Raw genomic sequence first — 19811 nt, forward strand, 5'->3', positions numbered from 1 at the left:
ATTGTGTACAATCGCGCTGTTTTTTACGCGATACTTGCCAGCGACCCACTGTGCCGTATTACAGTCACGGTCAATTCGCCGCAGTTCTTCCCGACTCGAGTGCCCATGAACGAACAGTTGCAACCCCTCAAGAAACAACCGCGAGCAGGCAAAGCCGGCCGCAGCGGAACCCAGGACGATATTGTCTATGCGCATATCTTCGAGGCCATCCTCGAACAGCGCCTGGCGCCCGGCACAAAGTTGAGCGAAGAAGCGCTGGGGGAAATTTTCGGGGTCAGCCGCACCATCATTCGCCGCGCGCTCTCGCGTCTGGCCCATGAAGGCGTGGTGCTGTTGCGGCCGAACCGTGGCGCAGTCGTGGCCAGCCCGAGCGTCGAAGAGGCGCGTCAGGTGTTCCTCGCCCGGCGTCTGGTGGAGCGCGCGATCACTGAATTGGCGGTGCAGCACGCCACCGCCGAGCAGATCGCCGAATTGCGCCAGATGGTCAACGACGAACGCGACAGCTTCTCCCGTGGCGATCGCGGTGCCGGCATCCGTCTCTCGGGCGAATTCCACCTGAAACTCGCCGAAGCGGCGAAGAACGCGCCGTTGATCAGCTTCCAGCGCAGCCTGGTTTCGCAGACGTCGCTGATCATTGCCCAATATGAAAGCGGCAACCGCTCGCACTGTTCCTACGACGAGCACACCCAGTTGATCGACGCCATCGAAGCGCGCAACGGCGAGCTGGCGGTGGACCTGATGATGCATCACATGGATCACATCGACAGCAAGCTCAACCTCGACGAGGAAAGTGCTTCGGACGATCTGCATGCAGTGTTCTCGCACCTGCTGCAGACCAAGAAGCCGGGGCGGCCGGCGGTCAAGCTCTGAGTCAGACCGCGTCGACCCCAATCGCTGGCAAGCCAGCTCCCACAGGATTTGCGGTGTGACGCAATTCTGGTGAACACCATAAAACCCTGTGGGAGCTGGCTTGCCAGCGATAGCAATCTGACAGGCAATAAAAATCCCCCGGACTGCAAAGTGCCGGGGGATTTTTTTGTCTGCGGAAAACTAGCGCTGGTGCACCAGCGCGCCTGCTGCATAAGTCTGGGCCACGGTACGGTCATCGCCCAGGGTCATCAGCACGAACAGCGTTTCGGCAATGTTGTTGGCCTGTTTCAAGCGGTAGCTCAGCAGCGGCGTGGCGTTGTAGTCCAGCACCAGGAAGTCGGCGTCGGAGCCCGGTTGCAGGCTGCCGATCTTGTCTTCCAGGCGCAGTGCCCGCGCACCGCCGAGGGTGGCGAGGTATAGCGACTTGAACGGGCTCAGGCGTGCGCCTTGCAACTGCATCACCTTGTAGGCTTCGTTCAGGGTTTGCAGCAGCGAAAAACTCGTGCCGCCGCCGACGTCAGTACCGAGGCCGACGTTCAGCTTGTGCTTCTCGGCCATCGGCAGGTTGAACAGGCCGCTGCCGAGGAAGAAGTTCGAGGTCGGGCAGAACGAGATCGCCGAACCGGTTTCCGCCAGGCGCGCGCATTCGTCGTCGCACAGGTGCACGCCGTGGGCGAACACCGAGCGCTCGCCGAGCAGTTGATAGTGGTCGTAGACGTCCAGATAGCCCTTGCGCTCCGGGAACAGCTCCTTGACCCACTCGATTTCCTTGAGGTTCTCGCTGATGTGGGTCTGCATGTACAGATCCGGGTATTCAGTCAGCAACTGGCCGGCGAGGGTCAACTGTTCCGGGGTGCTGGTCGGGGCGAAGCGCGGGGTTACGGCGTAATGTAGGCGACCCTTGCCGTGCCAGCGCTCGATCAGCGCCTTGCTGTCGACGTAGCTCGATTCCGGGGTGTCGGTCAGGTAGTCCGGCGCGTTGCGGTCCATCATTACCTTGCCGGCGATCATCCGCAGGTCCAGCTTCTCGGCCGCTTCGAAGAACGAGTTCACCGATTGCGGGTGCACGCTGCCGAACACCAGCGCAGTGGTGGTGCCGTTGCGCAGCAATTCCTTGATGAAGATGTCCGCCACTTCATCGGCGTGGGCCTTGTCGGCGAACTGGCTTTCGCACGGGAAGGTGTAGGTGTTCAGCCAATCCAGCAGTTGCTCGCCGTAGGCGCCGACCATGCCGGTCTGCGGCAGGTGGATGTGGGTGTCGATGAAGCCCGGGGTGATCAGCGCATCCTTGTGATGCGTGATCTCGATGTCCGCAGGCAACGTCGGCAGCAGTTCGCTGGCGTGGCCGAGGGCGCTGATCTTGCCGCCATCGACCACCAGCAGGCCGTCCTCGAAATACTCGTAGGAGGCTTCGATGCCGACCTCGGCAGGGTCGGCGATGCTGTGCAGGATGGCGGCGCGGTAGGCTTTGCGAGTCAGAGGCATGAGGGTTCTCTAATCAGTTTGAGGCTTTGAGTGAGGCGGCCTGACTGCGGCGCGAAACCGGCAGCAGTTTGGCAATCGGTTCGGCACTGGCGCTGTGCTGGCCGAAATTGGCGTTATAGGTGGCGATGATTTCGCCGGCGATGGAGATGGCGATTTCCACAGGCAGCTTGCCTTTGACTTCGCTGATGCCCATCGGGCAGCGCATGCGTTGCACGACGCTGGCGTCGAAGCCACGGTCACGCAGGCGGTGTTCGAACTTGGCGCGTTTGGTCTTCGAGCCGATCAGGCCGAACCAGGTAAAGTCGTTACGCTTGAGAATCGCGGCGGTGAGTTCCAGATCCAGTTGATGGTTGTGGGTCATGACGATGCAGTAGCTGCCAGCGGGCAGGTCGTCGATTTCATCCACAGGTTCCTCGGCGACGATTTTGCGCACGCCGTGGGGAATCTGTTCGGGAAATTCCTCTTCCCGGGAATCGATCCAGCGCACCCGGCAGGGCAGGCTGGCGAGCAAGGGTACCAGTGCGCGGCCGACATGACCGGCGCCGAACACGGCGATCTGCGCCTGCACCTGGCCCATCGGTTCGAACAACAGCACCGTGGCGCCGCCACAGCACTGGCCAAGGCTGGCGCCGAGGCTGAAGCGCTCCAGATGGGTGTCCTGCTTGCCGCTGGCAAGCATGTCGCGGGCGATCTGCATGGCTTTGTATTCCAGGTGCCCGCCACCGATGGTGTCGAACGTCTGGCGAGCGCTGATGACCATTTTCGAGCCGGCATTGCGCGGCGTCGAGCCGAGCTCTTCGATGATCGTCACCAGAACGCAGGGTTCGCCCTGGTTCTGCAGGTCGGCGAGGGCGTCGATCCAGTTGTACATGTTCACCTCGACATCTTCGTTGTCTGTTCGGGCCTCATCGCTGGCAAGCCAGCTCCCGCAGGATTTGCGATGAAACGCATATCGGGTAGTCACCACAAAACCCTGTGGGAGCGGGCTTGCCCGCGAAGGCCGCACCTCGGTCTTAGAGCGGAGCCAGCTCGGTTTCAGCTTCTACGGTTTTCACCGCTTTGAGCTGGCGCATCTGCTCGCAACCCCACAACACCCGCTCCGGGGTCGCCGGCGCGTCGATCTTCGGTTGATGCCTGTAGTCGCCAAGGCTGGCCACCGCATCCTTGATCGCGCACCACGCGGCGATGCCGAGCATGAACGGTGGCTCACCGACAGCCTTGGAGTGGAACACCGTGTCTTCCGGGTTCTTGCGGTTTTCCACCAGTTTCACCCGCAGGTCCAGCGGCATGTCCGCCACGGCCGGAATCTTGTAGCTGGCCGGGCCGTTGGTCATCAGCTTGCCCTTGTTGTTCCACACCAGCTCTTCCATGGTCAGCCAGCCCATGCCCTGAACGAAACCACCCTCGACCTGACCGATGTCGATGGCCGGGTTCAGCGAAGCGCCGACGTCGTGGAGGATGTCGGTACGGAGCATCTTGTACTCGCCGGTCAGGGTGTCGACGATCACTTCGCAGCACGCCGCGCCGAAGGCGAAGTAGTAGAACGGCCGACCACGGGCCTGGCTGCGGTCGTAGTAGATTTTCGGGGTCTTGTAGAACCCGGTACTCGACAGCGAAACCTGATTGAAATACGCCAGCTGGATCAGCGCTTCGAAGGTCAGGATATGGTCACGAACGCGCACGTGGCCATTGTGGAATTCCACGTCTTCTTCGCTGACCTTGTAGTGGCGGGCGGCGAATTCGACCAGGCGTTGCTTGATGATTTCTGCTGCGTTCTGCGCGGCTTTACCGTTCAGGTCGGCACCGCTGGACGCCGCTGTCGGCGAGGTGTTCGGCACCTTGTCGGTGTTGGTCGCGGTGATCTGCACCCGGTCCATTTCCACCTGGAACACCTCGGCCACGACTTGCGCGACTTTGGTGTTCAGACCCTGGCCCATTTCCGTGCCGCCGTGGTTCAGGTGGATGCTGCCGTCGGTGTAGACGTGTACCAAGGCACCTGCCTGGTTGAGGAAACTGGCGGTGAAGGAAATGCCGAATTTCACCGGCGTCAGCGCCAGGCCTTTTTTCAGGATCGGGCTGTTGGCGTTGTAGCGACGGATCGCTTCGCGACGCTCGGCGTACTGGCTGCTTTCTTCCAGTTCGGCGGTCATTTCCTCGAGCATGTTGTGCTCGACGGTCTGGTAGTAATGGGTGACGTTGCGCTCGGTCTTGCCGTAGTAGTTGGCCTTGCGCACGGCCAGCGGATCGAGGTTCAGGTGGCGGGCGATGGCGTCCATCACTTCCTCGATTGCGACCATCCCCTGCGGGCCACCGAAACCACGGTAGGCGGTGTTCGACGCGGTGTTGGTCTTGCAGCGGTGACCGTTGATGGTCGCGTCGCCGAGGTAGTACGAGTTGTCCGAGTGGAACATCGCCCGGTCGACAATCGAGGCCGAAAGGTCAGGCGAGCAGCCGCAGTTGCCGGCCAGATCCATCGCAATCCCGTGCAGGCGCCCGGTGCTGTCGAAGCCGACGTCGTACTCGACGTAGAACGGGTGACGCTTGCCGGTCATCAGCATGTCTTCGACGCGCGGCAGGCGCATCTTGGTCGGCTGGCCGGTGAGGTGCGCGATCACTGCACACAGGCAGGCCGGGCTCGCGGCCTGCGTTTCCTTGCCGCCGAAACCACCGCCCATGCGGCGCATGTCGACCACGATCTTGTTCATCGATACGTCGAGGACTTCGGCCACCAGTTTCTGCACTTCGGTGGGGTTCTGGGTCGAGCAGTAGACGATCATGCCGCCGTCTTCGGTCGGCATCACCGAGGAGATCTGGGTCTCCAGGTAGAAGTGTTCCTGGCCACCGATGTGCAGCGTGCCTTGGATGCGATGTTCAGCCGTGGCCAGTGCGGTGGTCGAATCGCCGCGCTGGTGGGTGTGGCTGTCGAGCACGAAGTGGCGTTTGCGCAGGGCTTCGACCACGTCCAGCACCGGCTCCAGATCTTCGTATTCGATGATCGCGGCCATCGCAGCTTTACGTGCGGTTTCCAGATCTTTCGCAGCGACGGCCAGCACCGGTTGACCGACGAACTGTACGTCATCGATGGCCAGCAGCGGATCGCCCGGCAGCAACGGGCCGATGTCTTTCAGGCCTGGAACGTCTTCGTGGGTGATGGCGATGCGCACGCCTTCGAAGGCGTAGCAGGGCTTGGTGTCGATGCTGATGATTTTCGCGTGGGCGCGATCCGACAACCGTGCGTAAACGTGCAACTGGTTAGGGAATTCCAGGCGGTCATCGATGTACTGCGCTTCACCGGACACATGCTTGGCGGCGCTGTCATGCTTGACGCTGCGGCCGACACCGGTGGTCAGGTCCTTGGCGAACAGTTCGGCCAGCTCAGCTTGTGTTTTCTCTACGCCGTGATGGTTAGACATAAGCGGTCACCCGAGTCTCGATGTGCGGTGTTTGCAGTTCGATGAAGTATTTGCGCAGCAGGTTCTGCGCGCTGAGCAGGCGATATTCCTTGCTGGCCCGGAAGTCCGAGAGCGGAGTGAAATCCTCGCCCAGCGCGGTGCAGGCACGTTCGACCACAGCGTTGTTGAATGGCTGGCCGAGCAGCACGGCTTCACAGTGAGCGGCGCGTTTCGGGATCGCGGCCATGCCGCCGAAGGCGACGCGGGCGTCGGTGATCACACCGTTTTCGACGCGCAGGTTGAACGCGGCGCAGACGGCAGAAATGTCATCGTCCAGACGCTTGGAGACTTTGTACGCGCGAAAGCGCTGCTCGGCCGTGGCGCGAGGGACGATGATTTTCTCGATGAACTCGCTTTCCTGACGCGCAGTGACCCGGTAATCGATGAAGTAATCCTCGAGGGCCAGCGTGCGGCGGGTATCGCCCTTGCACAGCACGATCTGCGCGCCGAGGGCGATCAGCAGCGGTGGTGAGTCACCGATCGGCGAGGCGTTGCCGATGTTGCCGCCCAGGGTGCCCTGGTTGCGGATTTGCAGGGAGGCGAAGCGGTGCAGCAGTTCGCCGAAGTCCGGATACTCGGCGTTCAACGCTTCGTAGCAGTCGGAGAGGGCGGTGGCGGCGCCGATTTCGATGCGGTCTTCGAAGGTTTCGATGCGCTTCATTTCGGCGACATTGCCGACGTATATCATCACCGGCAGGGTGCGGTGGAACTGGGTGACTTCCAGCGCCAGATCGGTGCCGCCGGCCAGCAGTCGGGCTTGTGGATAAGCGTCGTAGAGGTCGGCCAGATCGGCCACGGTCAGCGGCACCAGGCAGCGTTTGTCGCCGCTGTTGAGCTCGCCGATCGACGTCGGGGCAATGGATTTGAGGCGGGAGATGGTTTCCGCTTCACGGGCGTCGAACTGATCCGGTTGCTTGCCGCAGCAGGATTGTTCGGCGGCGGCCAGGATCGGCCGGTAGCCGGTGCAGCGGCAGAGGTTGCCGGCCAGCGCTTCGTGGGCCTTGGCATGATCCGGTGCATCGCTGTTCTTTTGCAGGGCGAACAACGACATCACGAAACCGGGGGTGCAGAAACCGCACTGCGAACCGTGGCACTCGACCATGGCTTTCTGCACGCTGTGCAGTTCGCCCTTGTGCTTGAGGTCTTCGACGCTGATCAATTGCTTGCCGTGCAGCGACGAAACGAACGTCAGGCACGAGTTGAGGCTGCGATAGCGAATGTGCTCGCGGCCATCGTCATCCGTCTGCAACTCGCCGACCACCACCGTACACGCGCCGCAGTCACCGCTGGCGCAGCCTTCTTTGGTGCCGGATTTACCCACGTGTTCGCGCAGGTAGTTGAGCACAGTCAGGTTCGGGTCCAGGGCGTGCTCGCTACGGAGTTCCTGGTTAAGTAAAAACTGGATCACGGAAGGCCTCGCAGACTCATTATTGTTGTTGAGCGACTTGAGCCGAATTTAGCAGGTCTGACTTTTCGGTCAATGGTTTTCTGACTTAAAGGTCAGGAAAAACCGTTTTGTCGCTCAACCACGTGTCTCTTCAGTATTGACCCTCATTGGATCAAGCGCTTTTTTGCGGGATTCGTGCCAAAAACCGCTGTGCGGGCACTCCGCCATGACCGCGCATTGCGCTACACTGCGCCGCTTGTGCAGATCGAAGAGTTTGAAGGACAACCATGACGTTCAAGGCGCCGGACAGCCTCGCCGAGCAAATCGCTCACCACCTCGCCGAACGGATCATTCGCGGCGAAATGAAGCCGGGAGAGCGCATCCAGGAACAGAAGGTCACGCTGGCACTTAACGTCAGCCGCGGCTCGGTCCGCGAAGCCTTGCTGATCCTCGAGCGCCGTCACCTGATCGCGATCCTGCCGCGCCGCGGCGCCCACGTCACCGAGCTGACGGCGCACAAGGTGCAGAGCCTGTGCACGTTGATGAGCGAGTTGTACATCCTGCTCGGTAATGCAGTGGCCAATGGCTGGCAAACCCAGGCCGACATGGCGCCGTTCGTGCAGATCCAACAGCGCCTGACCGCCAGCTACGAGCGTCAGGACATCCGCACCTTCGTCGACGACAGTTTCAACGTGATGCGCGCCGCGTATCCGTTCGCCAACAACCCGTACCTGCAGGAAACCGTCGAGAACCTGCAACCGGCGATGAGCCGTGCGTACTTCCTCGCACTGGAGCAGCGCAAGGCCGAGATGAGCGAGTTCCTCGAACTGTTCGAACGCTTGCTCGCCGCCGTCCTCGCCCGTGACTTGCCGCAGATCCGCATCGTGCTGACGGCATACGCCCAGCGCAGCTGCGATCTGGTGGTGTCCGCCCTGACGGTTGCCTGACCTTGCGGCTCAAGTGCATCAAGCTGGCGGGGTTCAAGTCCTTCGTCGACCCGACCACGGTGAACTTCCCCAGCAACATGGCGGCAGTCGTCGGGCCTAACGGTTGCGGCAAGTCGAACATCATCGACGCCGTGCGCTGGGTGATGGGCGAGAGCTCGGCCAAGAACCTGCGCGGCGAGTCGATGACCGACGTCATCTTCAACGGCTCGACCAGCCGTAAACCGGTGAGCCAGGCGAGCATCGAACTGGTGTTCGACAACTCCGACGGCACGTTGCTGGGCGAGTGGGCGGCGTATGCGGAGATTTCGATCCGCCGCAAAGTGACCCGCGACAGCCAGACGACTTATTACCTCAACGGCGCCAAATGCCGTCGTCGCGACATCACCGACATCTTCCTCGGCACCGGCCTCGGCCCGCGCAGCTACTCGATCATCGAGCAGGGGATGATCTCCAAGCTGATCGAGTCCAAGCCCGAAGACCTGCGTAACTTCATCGAAGAAGCCGCCGGCATTTCCAAGTACAAGGAACGTCGGCGCGAGACTGAAAACCGCATCCGCCGCACCCACGAAAACCTTGCCCGTCTGACCGACCTGCGCGAAGAGCTCGAACGTCAGCTCGAACGCTTGCACCGTCAGGCCGAGGCCGCCAAGAAGTATCAGGAATACAAAGCCGAAGAACGCCAGCTCAAGGCGCAATTGTCGGCCCTGCGCTGGCAGGATCTGAACGATCAGGTAGGTCAGCGCGAGTCGATCATCGGCAATCAGGAAATCAGCTTCGAAGCGTTGGTCGCCGAGCAGCGCAACGCCGATGCCGCCATTGAACGCCTGCGCGACGGTCACCACGATCTGTCCGAGCGCTTCAATCTGGTGCAGGGGCGCTTCTATTCGGTCGGCGGCGACATCGCCCGGGTCGAGCAGAGCATCCAGCACGGCCAGCAGCGCTTGCGCCAATTGCAGGACGATCTGAAAGAAGCCGAGCGCGCGCGCCTGGAAACCGAATCGCACCTGGGCCACGACCGCACCTTGCTGCTGACTCTCGGCGAAGAACTTGATCAACTGACCCCCGAGCAGGAAATCACCAATGCCGCCGCCGAAGAAGCCGCCGCGGCGCTGGAAGATTCCGAAACGGTCATGCACGGCTGGCAGGAGCAGTGGGACGCCTTCAACCTGACTGCCGCCGAACCCCGTCGTCAGGCCGAAGTGCAGCAGTCGCGTATCCAGCAGCTGGAAACCAGCATGGAGCGTCTGGCCGATCGGCAAAAGCGCCTGGGCGAAGAGCGCGCACTGCTCTCGGCCGATCCCGAAGACGCGGCGATCATGGAGCTCAGCGAACAGCTCGCCGAGTCCGAAGCCACCCTTGAAGATTTGCAGACCAGCGAAGAAGCCCAGGTCGAAAAACTCGAGCAACTGCGCCAGGAATTGCAGCAGGCGCTGACCGCACAGCAACAGGCGCAGGGCGATCTGCAGCGGCTCAATGGCCGCCTCGCATCCCTCGAAGCCTTGCAGCAGGCCGCGCTCGATCCGGGCACCGGCACTGCTGAATGGCTGAAAGAACACAACCTCGCCGAACGCCCGCGACTGGCCGAAGGCCTTAAGGTCGAGGCCGGTTGGGAGCTGGCGGTGGAAACCGTGCTCGGCGCCGACCTGCAAGCGGTGCTGGTGGATGATTTCGACGGCTTCGATCTGTCCGGTTTCACCCAGGGCGATCTGCGTTTGCTCAGCCCGGGCAACGATGGCGTGCGCGTGCCGGGAAGTCTGCTGGACAAGGTCGAAGCACAGATTGATTTGTCGCCATGGTTGGGCCAGGTCAAACCGGTCGACAGCCTTGAACAGGCGCTGGCCCTGCGCGGCCAACTGGCTGCCGGGCAGAGTCTGATCAGTCGCGACGGTTATTGGGTCGGCCGGCATTTTCTGCGGGTACGCCGCGCCAGCGAGGCCGAAAGCGGCATGCTCGCGCGCGGTCAGGAAATCGAATCCCTGCATGCGGAACGCGAAGAGCGCGAAGCCACGGTCGAGGCCATGGAAACCCGTTTGCAGACGCTGCGTGCGCAACAGCGTCAGCAGGAAAACGGCCGTGAGCATTTGCGTCGTCTGTTGCAGGACGAAGCCCGTCAGCAAGGCGAATTGAAAGCTCAACTGTCCGCCGGAAAGGCCAAGGCCGAACAGTTGAACCTGCGTCGCACCCGTCTCGACGAAGAACTGGTCGAGCTCGCTGAACAGCGCGAGCTGGAACACGAAAACATCGGCGAAGCGCGGATCCAGTTGCAGGACGCCCTCGACGCCATGGCCCTCGACACCGAGCAGCGCGAATTGCTGCTGGCCCAGCGCGACAGCCTGCGTGAGCGGCTGGATCGCGTGCGTCAGGAAGCCCGCCAGCACAAGGATCACGCCCATCAATTGGCCGTGCGTCTTGGCTCGCTGCGTGCGCAGCATGATTCGACCCGTCAGGCCCTTGAACGTCTGGAAATGCAGGCCGAGCGCCTCACCGAAAAGCGTGAACAGCTCAGCCTGAATCTGGAGGAGGGCGAAGCACCGCTGGAAGAGCTGCGCCTCAAACTCGAAGAGTTGCTCGACAAGCGCATGAGCGTCGACGACGAACTCAAGACCGCCCAGATCGCTCTGGAAGACGCCGACCGCGAACTGCGCGACGCGGAAAAACGCCGGACCCAGGCCGAGCAGCAATCGCAATTGATCCGTGGCCAGCTCGAACAGCAACGCATGGAATGGCAAGCCCTGACCGTGCGCCGCAAGGCCCTGCAGGATCAACTGCTGGAAGACGGCTACGATCTGCACGGCGTGCTCAACACCCTGACCGCCGAGGCCAGCGAGAAGGCGGCCGAAGAAGAGCTTGAACGCATCGCCGCGCGCATTCAGCGCCTGGGCGCGATCAACCTCGCGGCGATCGACGAATACACGCAACAATCCGAGCGTAAACGTTATCTGGATGCGCAGGACGCCGATCTGGTGGAAGCGCTGGAGACGCTGGAAAACGTCATCCGCAAGATCGACAAGGAAACCCGTAACCGTTTCAAAGATACCTTTGATCAGATCAATGGCGGTTTACAGGCGCTTTTCCCGAAAGTTTTCGGTGGCGGGCGGGCGTATTTGGAACTGACGGGCGAAGATCTACTCGATACAGGGGTGACGATCATGGCGCAGCCGCCCGGGAAGAAGAACAGCACCATCCATTTGCTCTCCGGCGGCGAGAAAGCGCTGACCGCACTGGCACTGGTTTTTGCGATCTTCAAGTTGAATCCGGCGCCGTTCTGCATGCTCGATGAAGTTGACGCACCACTGGATGACGCTAACGTTGGACGCTACGCACGATTGGTCAAAGAGATGTCGCAGACCGTGCAGTTCATCTACATCACCCACAACAAGATCGCCATGGAAATGGCTGACCAGTTGATGGGTGTAACGATGCACGAGCCGGGTTGTTCGCGATTGGTAGCCGTGGATGTCGAGGAGGCGATGGCGATGGTGGATGCCTGAGCCGGCGCGTGTCGGAAAAGGTATTTGTAGTCTGTAGGACATATTTACCGGCTTCGACTTGCTGGCCAATCGACATAATCGCGCAAGCCAACGAGACAGACGGTGTAAAGTTGTCTTTGGTCGTGCTAGTTTAATGTCAATTTTTCGTATACGTGGGCAAAACGCCTGTCAGAACATAGAGTTGGCGCCACGTTTTAAAGCGGTTTGCACAGTGTAAACCCCTTATTTTTCAGCATTTTTTATAGAGGCACGGGATTACATGGAAATCGGTCTGCGCGAGTGGCTGATCGTCATCGGCATCATTGTGATAGCCGGTATTCTTTTCGATGGCTGGCGCCGTATGCGCGGCGGCAAGGGAAAACTGAAATTCCGTCTTGACCGAAGTCTGTCCAACCTGCCGGACGAGGACACCAGCGCCGAGCTGTTGGGCCCGGCCCGCGTGCTGGATACCCATAAAGAGCCGCAACTGGACGAACACGATCTGCCATCGGTGAGCATGCCGGCCCGCGAAGCACGCGAGCCTCGCGAGTCCGGTTCCAAGCGTGGCAAGCGTGGCAGCAACGGTCCGGCCCAGGGCGACCTGAACCTCGATCTGGACCTGGACGGCGGTCCGAGCTTCAGCAGCCGCGACGAAGATTTCGTCGAGCCTGTTGCCAAGTCGTCGCCGGCAGTTGCCGATAAGGATCAGCCGCAAGCCGAAGAAGTGCTGGTGATCAGCGTGATCTGCCGCGATCCGGCCGGCTTCAAGGGCCCGGCACTGCTGCAGAACATTCTGGAAAGCGGTCTGCGTTTCGGCGAGATGGATATCTTCCACCGTCACGAAAGCATGGCCGGCAACGGTGAAGTGCTGTTCTCCATGGCCAACGCGGTCAAACCGGGCATCTTCGATCTGGACGACATCGACCATTTCAGCACCCCGGCGGTGAGCTTCTTCCTCGGCCTGCCAGGCCCGCGTCATCCGAAACAGGCCTTCGACGTGATGGTCGCGGCAGCCCGCAAGCTGTCCCAGGAACTGAACGGCGAATTGAAAGATGACCAGCGCAGCGTCCTGACCGCGCAGACCATCGAGCACTACCGTCAGCGCATCGTCGAATTCGAACGCCGCGCCCTGACCCAGAAGCGTTGATTGAAAAGGTTGCCTCGCAATAAAGGGGCAATCGGCAAAATAGATTGAGCAGCCTCGGCTGCTCTTTTGCTTTATGAGAGAACACCCATGACTGCCGCCAAAGACCGCATTCTAGAGCTGCGCGCTGAACTCGATCAGCACAACTACCGTTACCACGTTCTCGATGAACCGAGCATTCCGGATGCCGAGTACGACCGGTTGTTCCACGAGCTCAAGGCGCTGGAAGCGGCCAACCCGGAACTGATCACCAGCGACTCGCCGACCCAGCGCGTCGGCAGCGTGGCGCTGACCGCGTTCACCCAGGTGCGTCACGAAGTGCCGATGCTCAGCCTCGGCAACGCCTTCGAAGAAACCGACATGCGCGAGTTCGACCGCCGGGTGACCGAAGGTCTGGATCTGCCGGCCGGCGATCTGTTCGGTGGTGGCGCGGCGGTGGAATACAGCTGCGAACCGAAACTCGATGGCCTGGCGGTCAGCCTGCTGTATCAGGACGGCGTGCTGGTGCGCGGCGCCACTCGCGGCGACGGCACCACCGGCGAAGACATCAGCGTCAACGTGCGCACGGTGCGCAACATTCCGCTGAAATTGCACGGCACGGGCTGGCCGGCGACGCTGGAAGTGCGCGGCGAAGTGTTCATGTCCAAGGCCGGTTTCGAGCGTCTCAACGCCTCGCAACTGGAAGTCGGCGGCAAGACCTTCGCCAACCCGCGCAACGCTGCCGCCGGCAGCCTGCGTCAGCTGGATTCGAAGATCACCGCCAACCGCCCGCTGGAATTCTGCTGCTACGGCATCGGCCAGGTGTCCCATGACATCTCCGACACCCACATCGGCAATCTCAAGCAACTGCAAGCCTGGGGCATGCCGATCAGTCACGAATTGAAACTGGCCAAAGGCATTGGCGAATGCCTGGATTACTACCGCGATATCGGTGAGCGCCGTAACTCGCTGGCCTATGAAATCGACGGCGTGGTGTTCAAGGTCAACAGCATTGCCGATCAGCGCGAGCTGGGCTTCCGCGCCCGGGAGCCGCGCTGGGCCATCGCCCACAAATTCCCGGCCATGGAAGAACTCACCGAACTGCTCGATGTGGAATTCCAGGTTGGCCGCACTGGTGCCGTCACTCCCGTGGCGCGCTTGAAACCGGTAAAGGTCGCCGGCGTCACCGTAGCCAACGCCACGCTGCACAACATGGACGAGGTCGCACGGCTGGGTCTGATGATCGGCGACACGGTGATCATTCGCCGTGCCGGTGATGTGATCCCGCAAGTGGTGCAAGTGGTCATCGATCGCCGCCCGGAAGATGCGCGCCCGGTGCAGATTCCCGAGAGCTGCCCGGTCTGCGGCTCCCACGTCGAGCGCACGCAACTGGTCAAGCGCAGCAAGGGCAAGGAAACCATCAGCGAAGGCGCGGTGTATCGCTGCGTCGGTCGTCTCGCCTGCGGTGCACAACTGAAGCAGGCGATCATTCACTTCGTCTCCCGTCGGGCGATGGACATCGAAGGTCTTGGTGACAAGAGCGTCGAGCAACTGGTGGACGAAGGTCTGGTCAGTTCGCCGGCTGATCTTTACGCGCTGAAGTTCGAGGACATCGTCGACCTCGAAGGCTTTGCCGAAGTGTCGAGCAACAAATTGCTGGCCGCCATCGAGGACAGCAAGAAGCCGGGTCTGGCGCGCTTCATCTATGCGCTGGGCATCCCGGATGTCGGCGAGGAGACGGCCAAGGTGCTGGCGCGTTCGCTGGGGTCGCTGGAACGTGTCCAGCAAGCCTTGCCGCAAGTGCTGACGTACCTGCCGGATATCGGCCTGGAAGTGGCGCACGAGATCCACAGCTTTTTCGAAGATGCGCACAACCAGCAGGTGATCACCGAGCTGCTGGGCCACGGTTTGCAGATTCAGGATCAGGGCGAGCTGGGCGCCGAGTTTGCCGCCAGCACCACGCTGGGTGGTTTCCTCGACAAGCTGCACATTCCTTCGGTCGGGCCGGGCGGGGCGCAGAAACTGGCAGACAAGTTCGAAACGCTGGAAGGGGTAATGAACGCGGACTGGCTGGACATGCGCCAGGCATTGCCGGAGAAACAGGCGAACTCGGTGCGTGAGTTTTTCGAATTGCCCGAGCATCGGCAACTGGCGGAAAGTGCCGAGAAGCAACTGCGCGATTTCGGCATGCACTGGCAAAGCGAGAAGAAAGTCGTCGAAGGCCTGCCGCTGGCCGGGGAGACCTGGGTGTTGACCGGCAAGGTCGAGCTGATGAGTCGCGACGTCGCCAAGGAACACCTGGAAAGCCTCGGCGCCAAGGTCGCGGGCTCCGTGTCGGCCAAGACCCATTGTGTGGTGGCCGGGCCGGGTGCCGGGTCGAAGCTGACCAAGGCTAACGAACTGGGCGTGAAGGTCATGGATGAAGAAGCGTTCATCGCGTTCCTGAAAGGGCACGGTATCAGCGCCTGATTGATCGTTCCCACGCTCCGCGTGGGAATGCCGCCCCGGACGCAGAGCGTCCGCTGTGACGCAGAGCGTCACGGTATGCATTCCCACGCAGAGCGTGGGAACGATCTTTGGGCGGGAATGATCTAGTCTTGGCAAGCCCAAGGGAGAGATCGCCATGTACCGCTTTTTCGAGCAGCTCAGTTCCCGCATCGTCGCGCCGTTCATGGGCGAATCTTCGCGCAACAGCAAAGTCTGGCCGTGCCGCTGCGGCCAGTCGCTGTTCTTTCGCAACAGTCAGTGCCTGGCCTGCAACGCGGCGCTGGGTTATCAGCCGGAGCACAGTCGACTGACCTCGCTGCAGCCGGGGCCGCAAGAGGGCACCTGGACGCTGGATGTCGATCCCGAGGCCGGGTTGTTCCGGCGTTGCGCCAACCTCGACGCCCCGGCGGCCTGCAACTGGCTGCTGCCCGCCAATGATCACGACACCCTGTGCGCCGCCTGCGATCTGAATCGCACCATTCCCGATCTGTCCGTCCCGGAAAACCCCGAACGCTGGCGCAAGGTGGAAATCGCCAAGCGGCGACTGGTGGCGCAACTGATCAGCCTCGGCCTGCCGGTCGTCCCGAAAACCGTCGACGAAGCCACCGGCCTGGCCTTCGATTTCATCGGCGTCGATCTGCAAGGCAACGCGCCGATGACCGGCCACGCCAACGGCCTGATCACCCTGGATATCGAAGAAGCCGACGACGCCCACCGCGAGCAGGTGCGGGCGCAGATGCACGAACCCTATCGCACACTGCTCGGGCATTTTCGCCATGAGGTCGGGCATTACTACTGGGATCGCCTGATCGACAACGGCCCGTGGCTCGGTTCATTCCGCAACCTGTTCGGCGACGAATGCGCCAATTATGCCGAGGCGCTGGAGCGGCATTATCAACAGGGCGCGCCGGCGGACTGGTCGCAGCACTACGTCAGCGCCTACGCCACCATGCACCCGTGGGAAGACTGGGCGGAAACCTGGGCCCATTACCTGCACATGATGGACGCGGTGGACACCGCGCTGGGTTTCGGCATGAGCGCCCGGGAGATGGACCTGGATTACCAGCCATTTCCGTCGAGCACGCTGTACGATCCCGAGCATCCTGGCGGCGCGGCGTTCCTGTCGTTCGTCAACGCGTGGATTGAACTGGCTGGCATGCTCAACGAACTGTCGCGCAGCATGGGCCAGCCGGATTTTTATCCTTTCGTGTTGCCGCCGGCGGCGATCGCCAAGCTGCACTTCATTCATCTGGTGATCCAGCAAGAGGGCGGCCGCGCGGACGAGGTGCTTCAGGCGCAATAGCAAGTGCTTGAAGCCCTTCATATTTTTAATCTGCAACCAGCGGTTGTAACTTCGTCTCAGATAGGTACAATGGCGCGGCTCGCCGACAGGCGAGTGTCGTTATGGTGACCCTATCGGTCCCCCCGCAACGATTACCCGTGAACCTGGTCAGAGCCGGAAGGCAGCAGCCACAGCGGGAACATTGTGTGCCGGGGTGTGGCTGGTAGGGTTACCACCTTAACGAACATCGAACGAATCAACTCCGAACTGCATGGGTTTCGCCCACTGCGGTTTTTTTATGCCTGCGATTTGTCGGCTCGTACCCAAACCTCCTGCTCTCGAGTGCGCCGACACGGGGTAATCATTTGCTCTTCAATCCCGCATACTCGCAGCCACCGAAATAAATGAAGAGTCTGGCCGGGATCGACCTTAGGGTCTGCGCCTTGGTCGCGAGGTTTTATGCTCCCGGAACATTCCGATCTATCCAGCCCAGTGTTCTTGCCCGTCACGGATGAAACCTGCGCGAACCTGCTGCAGACCGGCGGCGCAAAAGCGCTCGAAAGCCTGACCGATCCTGAATTGGCGGCGGTGCTGGTCATCCAGAATCTGGTGCAGACGAAAGAGCAGGATCTCGGCGCTGTAGCGGCAGAGAAAATTCTGGCCAAACTCTTGTCCTGGGCTGCCGAAAACCGACAGTCAGCGACTGCGAGCCTGCTGTCCGAAGCCCAGCGGCTGTTCGATCCGCGCAAACTGTATTTCGGCCTGAAGGTCCTGAACCCTCTGAACCTGCGTTTTCTGCTGGCTGAAGAGGTATCGGCACGCGACTACTTGTTGCCCGACGGTCAGTGGGATTTCGAATACAAAGTCCGGCGCCATCGCAGCCATGACCCGTTCAGCCAGCCGATAGTGACGCCCCGTTACCGCGAGCGCTGGTTGAGCCCGGCGCAGGACAAACTGGTCAGGACCTTCCGCGCCAACCTGGACGAAGACCTGCATGTTCAAGGCTATGCGGGGATCGGCAAGAGCCATCTGCTGGTCGCTTTGCTCGAACATCTACGCCCGGAAAAAACCCTGTTGCTGGCGCGCACCCCGGCCAAGCTGGAAGTCCTTCGCCAGCGCATGGTGGGGCCGAGCGAGAAGAAGGCCGGCAAGACCTTCCTGGCATTTGCGCAGTCGCTGATGCTCGGTCGCAGACCTCAGGCGGAGGCGGGGCGAATCCCGACCCGGCAGGCGCTGGCGCAGGAACTGAATATCTACGGTTTTCGCCACCACGACGGGCAGGCGACCCTTGAACTCTGCCTCAAAGTGATCGAGCGCTACTGCCGCTTCCGCGATCACACCTTTTCGGCGAAGCATCTGCCGCATTTCAACCAGCCGCTCTCCAGCGTCGACGCTCAAGTGTTGCTGGAGTATTCGAGCCGGGTGTGGGGCTACCTCGAACTCAACCCGGCGTGGGGCAGTCAGACCGGCTTCGAAGCTCTGTTGATGATCAAGCGCGCCTGTATTGCCGGCTGCGTGGTGCCGGCGCGCTACACGCACGTGCTGATCGACGAGAGCCAGGACATTCCCGGATCGCTGTTGCAGATCATCGAACGCGGTCGTCAGGTGCTGATCACCCTCGGCGACGAGTACCAGCAGGCCAACGGCGTTCCGGTCAAACGGCACCGTGAGGTTCGCCAAAGCGATATCAGCTATTCCGTGCGTTCGGGTCGCAACGTTGAAAGGCTGGTCAATCCGCTGATCGCCCGGCACTCGCAGAAGGGCAAAATTCCGTTCGAAGGCGCCAGTGATGCTGACGTCCTGATTAAGGAATATCCGGAAGGTTTTGTGCCGTCCGAGGGCTGCGTGGTGCTGACGGCTTCGCCCTGGGACAGCATGATCTGGGCCATCCACCTGCAGGATTCCAACTGCAAGTTCAGATTCCCGGACAAGCGAGCCCAGGATGATCTGAAGCATTTTATGGCCACCGCCATCGAACTGTTCAAACCGGATTTCTACCGTTCCGAATTCAGCGAAAACGGCGTGCATCCGTACTTCAGCGACCTGCCTGACTGGCAAGCCGTGTGCGACGCCAACCAGTTCGACGAGTCGTTTCTGCGGGTCAAGGCCAAGCTGGAAAACGGCTTCATGATTGCCGACCTGACACGCCTGAACCGAATGATCGACAACGCCGGCAACGGTTGCCTGCTGATGCTCGCGGAAGAGGCGGGGGGCATGGAATTCGACAAGGTTCTGCTGACACCGGGGCTGCTGACCAACGAGAAATTCAAGGATGCCTACGCGTTCGATCAGCGGATCTGCGCAGTGTACATCGCCATCTCCCGCGCCAGGCTGAAGCTTTATGTGCCGTACGATGTGGTGGCGTGGGTGGAGTATCACGAGTACCAGCAATTTCGCGATACGGCGGGGCATTGAGGGGCTGACTTACGGTTCGTTGCCCGAACCACCGGTATACAACCGAATAATGTCATCAATCTCCCCCGACATTTTCATTCGCAGCAACGTCCTCAATATCCGCTGCACCGGCACGTTCGGATCATTGCGCACATAGCAGCCGACCTTCTGCTCCTGCAACACCGCTACCGCTTGCAGTTGCTGCCCCGGGAGCAGGCGCTGGTTGAACCAGTCCAGGGTCCATTGATTGCTCACGGCGTAGCGGTAGCGGCCGGCCAGCAGTTTGTCCAGAACCTGCTCCTGATTGCGCGCGTCTTCGCGCCATAGTCGGTCGGCGTCGAATATCGGTTGCAGCGTGGGGTAGCTGTAGCCGAGCACGGTGCCGATCGACTGGCGGGGCAGTTGGGCCGGATCGGCGTGGGGCGGTTGGTCCTGACGGCTGATCAGCAGGTCACGCTGGAAGAACAGCGGAATGCTCCAGATGTAATCCCCGGACAGGTTCGGCAGCCAGGATTGTGCGGCATAGCAGCGCACGTCGACTTCGCCGTGTTCCATGGCGTTCTGTACACGGGCGCGGGGCAGGACGTGAAATTGCGCCGGCACGCCGACCTGGGTCGCCAGGCTGAGTATCATGTCGTAGAGGATGCCTTGGGTCGGGCGGCCGCGTTCGATCTGCACCATCGGCATCGCCCAGCTGTCGGCAACGACGAAGCGCAGCGGCGGTTGCGCCGCCATTGCGCTCAGGCTCAATCCCAGTAATGCCCCCACGGCCCACCGCATAAACGCTCCGGTAATTCCCGATCCCGAGCCGACAAAAGCCCTCGCTCATGCAGCTTAGCCAGAATAGACGAGCACACCGGATGCAATTTTGCCCTTGCTCCGCTAGCATTAGCCGCTTCTGCTTCCTTTGCCGC

At 61.3% G+C, this 19811-nt stretch carries 12 protein-coding genes and 1 other RNA gene; 8 read left to right on the forward strand and 5 right to left on the reverse strand.

Annotated elements, in window-relative coordinates; all coding sequences use genetic code 11:
* The first annotated feature begins 105 nt into the window (after positions 1–105).
* Positions 106–870, forward strand: coding sequence for a GntR family transcriptional regulator (locus IHQ43_RS09375; protein ID WP_007952027.1), 765 nt, complete (start codon positions 106–108; stop codon positions 868–870).
* A 180-nt stretch (positions 871–1050) separates the two neighbouring features.
* Here the strand turns inward: IHQ43_RS09375 and guaD are convergent, their stop codons facing one another.
* The 4 genes from guaD to xdhA all read right to left on the reverse strand — a co-directional run bounded on the left by guaD (position 1051) and on the right by xdhA (position 7215).
* Complete coding sequence (guaD, locus tag IHQ43_RS09380) at positions 1051–2355, reverse strand: guanine deaminase (protein ID WP_192564123.1); 1305 nt, start codon at positions 2353–2355, stop codon at positions 1051–1053.
* A gap of 13 nt (positions 2356–2368) precedes the next feature.
* Entirely contained in the window at positions 2369–3226 is an 858-nt protein-coding gene (xdhC, locus tag IHQ43_RS09385) for a xanthine dehydrogenase accessory protein XdhC (RefSeq protein WP_192564124.1), read from the reverse strand.
* Positions 3227–3368: 142 nt separating this feature from the next.
* Positions 3369–5768, reverse strand: a complete 2400-nt coding sequence (gene xdhB / locus IHQ43_RS09390) for a xanthine dehydrogenase molybdopterin binding subunit (protein WP_192564125.1) — start codon at positions 5766–5768, stop codon at positions 3369–3371.
* On the reverse strand, positions 5761–7215 hold the full coding sequence (gene xdhA / locus IHQ43_RS09395; RefSeq protein ID WP_192564126.1) for a xanthine dehydrogenase small subunit: 1455 nt from the start codon (positions 7213–7215) through the stop codon (positions 5761–5763). Before xdhA ends, xdhB begins: the two co-directional genes overlap by 8 nt.
* 266 nt (positions 7216–7481) lie before the next feature.
* Here xdhA and IHQ43_RS09400 point away from each other — a divergent pair, with 266 nt between their 5' ends.
* The 7 genes from IHQ43_RS09400 to IHQ43_RS09430 all read left to right on the forward strand — a co-directional run bounded on the left by IHQ43_RS09400 (position 7482) and on the right by IHQ43_RS09430 (position 18918).
* The gene (locus IHQ43_RS09400) at positions 7482–8141 is read left to right on the forward strand and encodes a GntR family transcriptional regulator (RefSeq protein WP_011333269.1); all 660 of its coding nucleotides are present in this window, start codon (positions 7482–7484) and stop codon (positions 8139–8141) included.
* A 2-nt stretch (positions 8142–8143) separates the two neighbouring features.
* Positions 8144–11632 carry a chromosome segregation protein SMC gene (gene smc / locus IHQ43_RS09405; RefSeq protein WP_192564127.1) on the forward strand — a complete coding sequence of 1163 codons (3489 nt, stop codon included), beginning with the start codon at positions 8144–8146 and terminating at the stop codon, positions 11630–11632.
* A 259-nt stretch (positions 11633–11891) separates the two neighbouring features.
* Entirely contained in the window at positions 11892–12758 is an 867-nt protein-coding gene (gene zipA, locus IHQ43_RS09410) for a cell division protein ZipA (protein WP_192564128.1), read from the forward strand.
* Positions 12759–12845: 87 nt separating this feature from the next.
* Positions 12846–15203: an NAD-dependent DNA ligase LigA gene (gene ligA / locus IHQ43_RS09415; RefSeq protein WP_192564129.1), complete on the forward strand. Its 2358-nt coding sequence runs from the start codon at positions 12846–12848 to the stop codon at positions 15201–15203.
* 154 nt (positions 15204–15357) lie between these two features.
* Positions 15358–16524 carry a zinc-binding metallopeptidase family protein gene (locus IHQ43_RS09420; protein ID WP_192564130.1) on the forward strand — a complete coding sequence of 389 codons (1167 nt, stop codon included), beginning with the start codon at positions 15358–15360 and terminating at the stop codon, positions 16522–16524.
* Between the two features lie 111 nt (positions 16525–16635).
* Positions 16636–16732: signal recognition particle sRNA small type (gene ffs, locus IHQ43_RS09425), an RNA gene on the forward strand.
* A 230-nt stretch (positions 16733–16962) separates the two neighbouring features.
* Positions 16963–18918, forward strand: coding sequence for a hypothetical protein (locus IHQ43_RS09430; protein ID WP_192564131.1), 1956 nt, complete (start codon positions 16963–16965; stop codon positions 18916–18918).
* A gap of 9 nt (positions 18919–18927) precedes the next feature.
* Here IHQ43_RS09430 and IHQ43_RS09435 read toward each other — a convergent pair whose 3' ends face one another.
* Positions 18928–19677, reverse strand: a complete 750-nt coding sequence (locus tag IHQ43_RS09435) for a substrate-binding periplasmic protein (RefSeq protein WP_192564132.1) — start codon at positions 19675–19677, stop codon at positions 18928–18930.
* Positions 19678–19811: the final 134 nt, after the last annotated feature.

Source organism: Pseudomonas gozinkensis (genome assembly GCF_014863585.1).
Lineage (GTDB): Bacteria > Pseudomonadota > Gammaproteobacteria > Pseudomonadales > Pseudomonadaceae > Aquipseudomonas > Aquipseudomonas gozinkensis.